The 8,689-nt window shown below is 60.9% G+C and carries 6 protein-coding genes and 1 pseudogene; 6 read left to right on the top strand and 1 reads right to left on the bottom strand.

Annotated elements, in window-relative coordinates; translation table 11 throughout:
* A pseudogene (locus tag NKI24_RS29835) lies at nt 1-170 on the top strand (MFS transporter); the annotation flags it as partial.
* 811 nt (nt 171-981) lie between these two features.
* A complete protein-coding gene (locus tag NKI24_RS29830) occupies nt 982-1,173 on the top strand; it encodes a DUF6494 family protein (RefSeq protein WP_023679340.1) in 192 nt (63 codons plus the stop codon).
* A gap of 186 nt (nt 1,174-1,359) precedes the next feature.
* Here NKI24_RS29830 and selD read toward each other — a convergent pair whose 3' ends face one another.
* Nucleotides 1,360-2,436, bottom strand: coding sequence for a selenide, water dikinase SelD (gene selD, locus NKI24_RS29825; protein WP_352750146.1), 1,077 nt, complete (start codon nt 2,434-2,436; stop codon nt 1,360-1,362).
* A 479-nt stretch (nt 2,437-2,915) separates the two neighbouring features.
* On the opposite strand from selD, the gene fdnG reads away from it, so the two are divergent.
* The 4 genes from fdnG (at nt 2,916) to fdhE (ending at nt 8,685) form a co-directional block, all read left to right on the top strand.
* Nucleotides 2,916-6,002: a formate dehydrogenase-N subunit alpha gene (fdnG, locus tag NKI24_RS29820; RefSeq protein ID WP_352750145.1), complete on the top strand. Its 3,087-nt coding sequence runs from the start codon at nt 2,916-2,918 to the stop codon at nt 6,000-6,002.
* A gap of 12 nt (nt 6,003-6,014) precedes the next feature.
* Nucleotides 6,015-6,965 carry a formate dehydrogenase subunit beta gene (fdxH, locus tag NKI24_RS29815; protein ID WP_352750144.1) on the top strand — a complete coding sequence of 317 codons (951 nt, stop codon included), beginning with the start codon at nt 6,015-6,017 and terminating at the stop codon, nt 6,963-6,965.
* Complete coding sequence (locus NKI24_RS29810) at nt 6,952-7,650, top strand: formate dehydrogenase subunit gamma (RefSeq protein WP_352750143.1); 699 nt, start codon at nt 6,952-6,954, stop codon at nt 7,648-7,650. Before fdxH ends, NKI24_RS29810 begins: the two co-directional genes overlap by 14 nt.
* A gap of 114 nt (nt 7,651-7,764) precedes the next feature.
* Nucleotides 7,765-8,685 carry a formate dehydrogenase accessory protein FdhE gene (gene fdhE / locus NKI24_RS29805; protein WP_352750142.1) on the top strand — a complete coding sequence of 307 codons (921 nt, stop codon included), beginning with the start codon at nt 7,765-7,767 and terminating at the stop codon, nt 8,683-8,685.
* Nucleotides 8,686-8,689: the final 4 nt, after the last annotated feature.

The following is an 8,689-nucleotide window of genomic DNA, read 5'->3' as shown; positions in this document are numbered from 1 at the left end:
CATCGGTACCGCGCAGTTTGGCTGCCGCAGCCAGTCCCGCCCTGGCGGGCGCTCTGTTCGCTGCCTCGTTCCGGGCTTGGCCCCTCCTGATCTGCGGCACACTCAAAATCATTTATGATCTGCTGCTACTGATGCAGTTCCAGAACGTCAAGCCGCCAGAGGAACGCTGATATTTGGGTTGCTTGACCGGGAGGGGTCAATCGCGAACGCAAACGTTGGAAAGGTCGTCGATCACTTCGGCTCTGACTCCGGACTTGTCGAATGCCTAATGTGACCCGACATCCTCGACGCGATGCCTGCAGACCATCACTCGCAGCGCAGCAGGCAACAAAAGTCTCCGCTGGGCTCTGCCGATCAGGCAGGCCGTGTTTTGTAAAAGCGGCACCAACCATCGGGGCTGATTTCACCCGCGACAATCTCGGATGCATTCGGCTTCAGGAAATGGGTGCACCCGGCGCGGCGGCGACCTTTGTTTGGAACATCCTAATAAAGCGCCACAGGCTTTGGGGTTGTTTCGGCGCCGCGCGCCGCAGGCTGACCTGTCATGCAGGAAGCAAGCCCACCTGCACCGGCAAATCGCCGCGCCGGTCGTCGACACCTTAAGAAATGTCCGGCGAGACAGCGCTTGGCCTGGCTCACGTTGTGCCGACCCGCAATTTATCTCACCACGATCTTCTTTAATGATCTTTCCTCCCAATCGAACCCAAAGAAGCGCCGAGTGCTGATCAGATCGATTTGAGGTACTCGATCAGATCACTCTTTTCCTGATCGGTCAGATCAAGGCCGAGATGGCCGTCATAGTGCTCCTTCTGCGCAAGACGTCGATCGGTTCCACTCCTCCTGCCAGAGGTCGATCAAGTTAAGGACCCGACGTCTCCTCCCGGCTCGAGGTCTATTTCAATAAAACCGTGCGTCACCGTCCTGCTTCCTTGATCCCTTACCTTCCCTTACAATCCCTTCCGGACACAGAGGAGTTCCGCCATGAGCGAAGACGCCGTCAACATGTCGATCCGCAAGTTCCTGAAGGAAGTCGGCGTCACCTCCCAGCGCAAGATCGAGGAGACGGTGCGCGAAGGGCAAATCGGCGGCAAGAAGCTGAAGGTCCGCATGACGCTGACGGCGGAAGGCACCGGCCTCAACCACGTGGTGGACGGCGAGATCGAACTTCCATAAGCCGGGCGAAGCGATCTAGCGAAACGGCCGACGCGGCCGAAAGCGGTCGAGACGGATCAGCGTCCGCCGCCAATCCAGCGTGGACAGGGCAGGCGGCGTCTTTGCCTGCCGATCCATTGGTGGCAGGAGGTGGAGTGCCGCGAACTGGAGGGCGCCCCGTCATCTGGCGGGAAGCGGAGCGGCCGTTCAGGCCTCTACTACTATTGTCGGCGCGCCGGGCCTGGCATGGCCGATGATGCGAGCCGAAGGATAGCCGTCCGCGACGATCCTCTCGACGAGCGCCGCTGCGTCGTCGGTCTCGCAAGCAACCAGCAACCCGCCCGAAGTCTGTGGATCCGTGAGAAGATGGCGTCGCCACTCGGGCATGCCGGGAGGTAAGCTTACCGCGTCGCCATAGCTCGCCCAGTTGCGCCGCGATGCGCCGGTAACGTGGCCGTCGACCGCGAGCGAGGCAGCTTCGGAAAAGAGCGGCACGTCGTGGCTGCAAATTATCAGCGTGCACCCGGCACCGCGTGCCATCTCGAGGCCATGTCCGAGCAAGCCAAATCCGGTCACGTCGGTGACGGCGTGGACGCTCGCGTCCTGCGCCAGCTCCGATCCGATCCGGTTGAGAAGGGTGGTGGAGGCGATCATTTCGCGATAGCCGCTCTCGGAAAGCGCCTGCTTCTTGATGGCGGCGGAGTAGATGCCGACGCCGAGCCCTTTCGTCAGGATCAAGGCGTCACCCGGCCTGGTGTCAGAATTGCGTCGGATATCTCCGGGTCGGCATGTGCCGATGACTGCGAGGCCATAAATCGGCTCCGGCGAGTCGATCGAGTGGCCACCTGCAACCGGGATTCCGGCGTCGGCGCAGACAGCTTCGCCACCTTTCAGGATTTCGCGGACCATGAGCGTCGGGATCTTGTCGAGAGGCATCCCGAGGATCGCCAGCGCCATGATCGGCCGGCCACCCATCGCATAGATATCGGACAGGGCGTTGGTTGCGGCAATCCGGCCGAAATCGTAGGGGTCATCTACCATAGGCATGAAGAAGTCGGTGGTCGCGATGACGCAAGTCGCGCCGTCGAGTTGCCAGACTGCCGCATCGTCGCCGGTCTCCGTGCCGACGAGAAGCTGATGATAGGGACTGGCAGCCGCCGGATTAGCGAGAAGCTGCTGCAGCACTGACGGTGCCAGCTTACAGCCGCAACCGCCGCCATGGGCGAGGCTGGTCAGGCGCACAACGGGCGCATCGGTTATTTCGGGCGAGAGGGCGATTGCCATAGTCGTCGAGCCTCCTCTGCTGGCACGCTTTAGTAGGGATCAAGGTCAACCGGAATGGAAAATACGACCGCGCCAACGCACGGCGCGTTTGGAGCACGCTTGCTCTCAGCGGATTTCATTAAGTTAGGAAAGGCAAGCACCGTATCCGGCGTGCGAGGCATCGCCGTCATTGGGTATCGATCGAAAGGCGCCCCGGCCCGCGGGAGCTGTTTCATCGCCACGCTTTACAGTATGGTAATGCGTTCGTTTTCGTCAATCGCAGTCGCGGTCACGAAAAGATGACAAGAGTATTCAACAATAATACACAATGCCGATTTGCGGGCACAAACCTGTTGCAGGAAGGCGGTTCGGAGGGGCACTTTTGCTGCACCGTACGCACCTCGTTCTTTGGCATTGATTTTATTTGGTCCGAGACTAGTTACTCGGATTGAACCGTTGGTTCGAGTTGCCTTGTGGGGCACCGGCTTCGGGAGGAACCCATGAACATCGATCTTTCTCGACGCGCGTTCCTGCAAACAGCAGGCGCGGGTCTCGCCGGTACTACGCTTGGAGCCCTCGGCTTCGGCGATAGCGAGGCCGCACACGCGGCGGCTATACGGCCCTTCAAGCTCGCGAACACCACCGAAACACGCAACACCTGTCCATACTGCTCGGTGGCTTGCGGCATAATCTTGTATTCGAAGGGCGATCTCAGAAAGGGCGAGCCGGCCGAGATCACCCATATCGAGGGTGACACTGATCATCCGACCAATCGCGGCACCTTGTGCCCCAAAGGGTCGGCCCTGCTCGGATTTGTCAAGTCGCCGACCCGTCTGCAACATCCGATGATCCGCAAACCGGGCTCGGACAAGTTCGAGCCGATAAGCTGGGAAGACGCGCTCGGCCGCATCGCCCGCCTGATGAAGGACGATCGCGACAAGAACTTCGTCGCGACGAACAATGACGGCGTGACGGTCAACCGGTGGATCACCACCGGCTTCCTCGCCGCCTCGGCTTCGACCAATGAAACCGCGTTCGCGACCTACAAGGTGGTCCGCAGCGCGGGCATGCTGGTGTTCGACAACCAGGCACGTGTCTGACACGGCCCGACGGTGGCGAGTCTCGCCCCAACATTCGGCCGCGGCGCAATGACCAATTCCTGGACCGACATCAAGAACACGGATCTCGTCGTCATCATGGGCGGCAATGCCGCGGAAGCGCATCCTTGCGGCTTCAAATGGGTCACAGAGGCGAAGGCCAACCGCGGCGCCAAGCTCATCGTCGTCGACCCGCGCTTTACGCGCTCGGCTTCGGTGTCGGATCTTTACGCGCCGATCCGCCAGGGAACGGACATCGCCTTGCTGCTCGGGCTGATCAACTACTGCATCCAGAACGATAAGGTGCAATGGGACTATCTGAAGGCCTTCACCAACGCGACGTATGTCGTCAAGGAGGGCTTCACCTATCAGGACGGCCTCTTCTCCGGCTATAACGAAGCGAAGCGAGACTATGACAAGTCCAGTTGGGACTATGACATAGGCACGGACGGCTTTGCCGTTGTCGACGCGACATTGGCCAATCCCCGCTGCGTCTGGAATCTGCTCAAGAAGCATGTCGCGGTCTACACGCCGGAGATGGTCGAGCGCATCTGCGGCACACCGAAGGACCGGTTCCTGAAGGTGGCCGCGATGGTCGCCGAGACGTCGTCTCCGACCAAGGCGATGACCTCGATGTACGCGCTCGGCTGGACCCAGCACTCGAAGGGCTCGCAGAACATCCGCGCCATGGCGATGCTGCAGCTTGTTCTCGGCAATATTGGTATACGCGGCGGCGGCATGAACGCGCTTCGCGGTCACTCCAACATCCAGGGGCTGACCGACCTCGGGCTGATGTCGAACCTGCTGCCCGGTTATCTGACGCTGCCGACCGAGAAGGAGGTCGATCTGGCAGCCTACATGTCGACCCGAGGCTTCAAGCCGCTCCGGCCGAACCAGATGAGCTACTGGCAGAACTACAGGAAGTTCTTCGTAAGCTTCCAGAAGTCAATGTGGGGCAACGCGGCAACGCCGGAGAACGGCTTCGCCTACGACTACCTGCCGAAGCTCGACCTGCCGGGCTACGATCTGCTGCGGGCTTTCGAGCTGATGCACCAGGGCAAGATGAACGGCTATTTCTGCCAGGGCTTCAACCCGCTACAGGCAGCTCCGAACAAGAAGAAGGTGATCGAGTCCCTCTCGAAGCTCAAATACCTCGTCATCATGGATCCGTTGGACACGGAGACGGGCCGGTTCTGGGAGAACCACGGGCCGTACAACGATGTCGATCCGTCGCAGATTCAGACGGAAGTCTACCAGCTTCCCTCCACCTGCTTCGCCGAGGACGACGGCTCGCTGGTCAATTCGGGGCGCTGGCTGCAGTGGCATTGGGCCGGCGGCACGCCCCCCGGCGAGGCCAAACGCGATACCTGGATCATGGCGCAGCTCTATCTGCGCCTGAAGGAGCTCTACACCAAGGAAGGCGGCGCCTTCGCCGAGCCGATCGTCAAGCTCAACTGGCCTTATGCCGATCCCGGCGATCCGACGGCCGAGGAGCTTGCCCAGGAGATCAATGGCAGGGCGCTCGCCAGGGTAACCGACACGGCCGACCCGACAAAGGTGCTGGCCGAGGCCGGAAAGCTCTTGCCGGGCTTCGCCGCGCTGCGCGACGACGGCTCCACCTCCTGCGGCTGCTGGATCTATTCCGGCTGCTTCAACGAAAACGGCAACAACATGGCCAGGCGGGACACCACCGATCCTGACGAAACCGGCGCCTATTCCAAATGGGCGTTCTCATGGCCCGCCAACCGCCGCATTCTCTACAACAGGGCGTCGGCTGACCTCACCGGAAAGGCTTGGGATCCAAGCCGCAAGGTGATTGAATGGGACGGCACGAAGTGGTCGGGCTACGATGTCCCCGACATCTTGCCAACGGCAAAGCCCGATCAAGTAGGCCCGTTCATCATGAATCCGGAAGGCGTCTCGCGCCTCTTTACCCGGGGCATGATGCGCGACGGACCATTCCCGGCGCATTACGAGCCATTCGAGTCACCCATCGCGAACCCGATAGCTCCCAAAGTTCGCGGCAACCCCGCAGCGCGGGTGTTCGAAGGAGATATGGCCCAGTTCGCCGAATCGGCTTCGCAGGAGTTCCCCTACGCGGCGACCTCCTACCGACTAACCGAGCATTTCCACTTCTGGACCAAGCACGTCATCACCAATGCGGTGATGCAGCCGGAGTTTTTCGTGGAAATTTCGGAACAGCTTGCGGCCGAGAAAGGCATCACCAAAGGCGGCTGGGTGCGCGTCTGGTCGAAGCGCGGTTCCGTTGTGGCGAAGGCCATGGTGACCAAGCGGATCAGGCCGCTCACCTGCGATGGCAAGACCGTCCACATCGTCGGAATACCATTGCACTGGGGCTTCACGGGAGCGGCGAAGAAAGGCTTTGGCCCGAACATGCTCACCCCCTTTGTCGGTGACGCCAACATCGAGACGCCGGAATACAAGGCGTTCCTTGTCAACATCGAGCCCATCGCCGGGCCGGTAGCGTAGGAGGAGTAAGCGATGTTTCCTCCACTTCCAAATCCTTCGACGACGGATACCGCACCGCGTTTTTCCGACAAGGACCTCATCCGCCGCTCTGCCTCGACGGTTCCCGCGCCCGAGCAGCAATTGAGGGAAGTCGCCAAGCTCATCGATGTTTCGAAATGCATCGGCTGCAAGGCGTGCCAGACGGCCTGCATCGAGTGGAACGACACGCATCCGGAGATCGGCTTCAATGCCGGCGTCTATGAGAATCCTGCCGATCTGACGCCGGACATGTTCACGCTGATGCGCTTCAGCGAATGGGACAATCCCGAGACAAACGAACTCGAATGGCTGATCCGCAAGGATGGCTGTATGCACTGCGCTGACCCGGGCTGCCTCAAGGCTTGTCCGGCACCAGGCGCCATAGTGCAGTATTCGAACGGCATCGTCGATTTCGTCCATGAGAACTGCATTGGCTGCGGCTATTGCATCAAGGGTTGCCCGTTCAACATTCCGCGCATCTCCAAAGTCGATCACACGGCCTACAAATGCACGCTCTGCTCCGACCGCGTGGCTGTCGGCCAGGGACCAGCCTGCGCCAAGGCCTGCCCGACCCAGGCAATCGTGTTCGGCACAAAAGACGAGATGAAACAGCACGCCGACGGCCGCATCAAGGACCTGAAATCGCGCGGCTATTCGAACGCCGGCCTCTACGATCCGCCCGGCGTCGGAGGGACGCATGTGATGTATGTGCTGCACCATGCCGACCAGCCGGAACTCTATTCTGGTCTGCCGAAGGAGCCGAAGATCAGTCCGCTCGTGGAGGCGTGGAAGGGCGTGACCAAATATGCCGGCCTCACCATTCTCGGCGTGGCGGCCGGCGTCGGCCTGCTTCACCATCTGGTGATGGGACCGAACAGGGTCTCCGAGGCGGATGAGGAGCATGCCGAAGAGCTGACGGAAGGCGACAACGATGGCCGCATATGACGTGAAGCCGAACGAGCAGGTACATCCCGGCAAGCCAGTCATCGTGGACCGCTACACGGTGAGCGCGCGGATCAACCATTGGATCACGGCGGCCAGCCTGATCCTGCTCGCCTTGTCCGGCCTTGCCATGTTTCACCCGAGCCTGTTCTTCCTGTCGGGGCTGTTTGGCGGCGGCCAGTTCACGCGCTTCATTCACCCATGGATCGGCGTCTTGCTCTTCTTCAGCTTCCTTGGGCTTTTCCTTCGGTTCTGGAAGGCCAATTTGTGGAGGCCCGAGGACGGAACGTGGCTCGCCCGTTTCCGTGACGTATTGTCCAATCACGAGGACAACGTTCCCGACGTCGGCAAGTACAATGCCGGCCAGAAGCTCGTCTTCTGGTCAATGTCGATCCTCATCATCATCCTGATTTCGAGCGGCATCGTCATCTGGCAACAATATTTCGCCGCTTACACCACGATCGGCCAGCAGCGGGTGGCGCTGCTTGTTCATTCGATCGCTGCCGTGGCGATCATCGGCGTCTGGATTATCCATTTCTATTCGGCCATCTGGGTACGCGGCACCATTCCCGCCATGACGCGCGGACGGGTGACCGGCGGCTGGGCTTGGCGGCATCATCGCAAATGGCTGCGTGAACTGGTCGCAGGCAAACCGGACGGACGTTCGGGATCGAATCCCGCCGAATGAGCGGGTATTTGTTTTTACGCAATTCCGGACGGAAAACCGTTACACACTTTTGGTGGAATTGCTCTGGAGCAGTATCAAGCCGACCACGTGGCCCGTGAGGTTCGTGAGGTTGAAATGCCAAAGCAACAAGATCCGTCACGCCCTGACCCGACTGTAATCGGCGAGGTCTCGGCCCCACCCTTTGCGCGCCTGCCTGATCCGCGGACCTTGTTCATTCGCCGCTCCGAGCGATTGGATGTGTTGGCGGATGACCACCAGCTCGGCCCCTATCTCCGCTTCCTTTCTGCACTGACGGATGCGCAGCACCGCATCCAGGACGGCTTGCCGGAGATCGAATTGCCGACCGCGGAGGCGCGCGAGCGCGCACGAACCTTCGGTATGCCGCCGCTCGATCGCAGCCAATCCACTTCGGATGCCGCCCTTGGAATGACGCTCGGCCGCCTGTTCGAAGTGGCAGCCACGATCGAAAAACCCGAAGCGGCCGCAGCCGCCTTAGACAGGCTGGCGAATATCGATGCGTCCGGGGTCGACTCCATGGCGCGCAATGTGCTCACCGATGCGATCCCAATGAACGCGCTTGCCGAGCATGTCTATGTCGCGGCCGCGCTGCAGGTTCACTTTGCCCGCCTCGCGGCATGTCTCGACAGCTCGAAGCTGGTTCCGGTTGCCGACGGCGCCTGTCCGGCCTGCGGTGGGCCGCCCGTATCCTCGATCATCGTCGGTTGGCACGGCGCACACGGGGCGCGGTTCTGCGTCTGCGCGCTGTGTGGAACATTGTGGAACCACGTCCGTGTCAAATGTACGCTGTGCGGCTCGACCAAGGGGATAGGCTATCAGGAAATCGAGGGAGGCCCTGGCACGGTCAAGGCCGAGACCTGCGATGCATGCGGCTGCTATGTAAAGATCCTGTACCAGCACAAGGATCCGGCTCTCGATCCGGTCGCCGACGACGTGGCGACGCTCGGCCTCGACCTGCTCGTCCGCGAGGGTGGCCATCGCCGCGGATCGTTCAATCCGTTCCTTGTTGGCTATTGAGGAT

Source organism: Mesorhizobium sp. M0701, from assembly GCF_040320365.1.
Classification (GTDB): Bacteria; Pseudomonadota; Alphaproteobacteria; order Rhizobiales; family Rhizobiaceae; genus Mesorhizobium.
The sequence above is the reverse complement of the archived record's forward strand: the minus strand, read 5'-3'. Positions and strand labels throughout refer to the sequence as shown.

Excerpts from the sequence above, each read along its gene's own strand:
- NKI24_RS29830 (WP_023679340.1), top strand. The coding sequence starts at position 982 with ATGAGCGAAGACGCCGTCAACATGTCGATCCGCAAGTTCCTGAAGGAA.
- fdhE (WP_352750142.1), top strand. The coding sequence starts at position 7,765 with ATGCCAAAGCAACAAGATCCGTCACGCCCTGACCCGACTGTAATCGGC.
- selD (WP_352750146.1), bottom strand. The coding sequence starts at position 2,436 with ATGGCAATCGCCCTCTCGCCCGAAATAACCGATGCGCCCGTTGTGCGC.
- fdxH (WP_352750144.1), top strand. The coding sequence starts at position 6,015 with ATGTTTCCTCCACTTCCAAATCCTTCGACGACGGATACCGCACCGCGT.
- NKI24_RS29810 (WP_352750143.1), top strand. The coding sequence starts at position 6,952 with ATGGCCGCATATGACGTGAAGCCGAACGAGCAGGTACATCCCGGCAAG.